Source organism: Telluria sp. AZSoR62, from assembly GCF_058111565.1.
Genome location: NZ_JBYTST010000105.1, coordinates 1 through 408 on the forward strand (window position 1 = coordinate 1; position 408 = coordinate 408).

Here is a 408-nt window from a genome sequence, read left to right on the forward strand (position 1 = left end):
AGTCAATAAGTCCGTTGTCCTGCCGAGTGGGATCCATAGTTGGGGCTGGGCGACATTTTTATCTCACATATCAAGGGGGCTGCATGTCAAAGGCTGAAATTGAAATCGTAAAGTTAGGAAATCGAGAGCGGCTTTTCCGGGCGGCATCTCTGGTATCGATAGGACTCGGTTCTGCCATTTTCGGGGCAGGTGCCAACCTGCTTGCGTATCTAGACATCCAGGTTGGGATAAGCGTGTTCGCCGCGGTATGTGCTGCCACCTTCGGACTTACCCTGGGTGGTCAGATAGGAATGGTCCTATTCGCCCTTGGCGCCACTGTGCTTGGGTCAGCGTTCTTTGGCGGCGCCATTCCGACGTGGCTGTTTGCGCTGGGCTTACCGATCCTGGTGCCTGCTTTAGCCTACCGCA

The 408-nt window shown here is 54.9% G+C and carries 1 protein-coding gene; it reads left to right on the forward strand.

The features are described from left to right. Positions 1–83: 83 nt before the first annotated feature. Positions 84–408 (forward strand): hypothetical protein (locus AC3XQU_RS23075; RefSeq protein WP_489876490.1); only part of this gene is annotated, 325 nt, incomplete at its 3' end.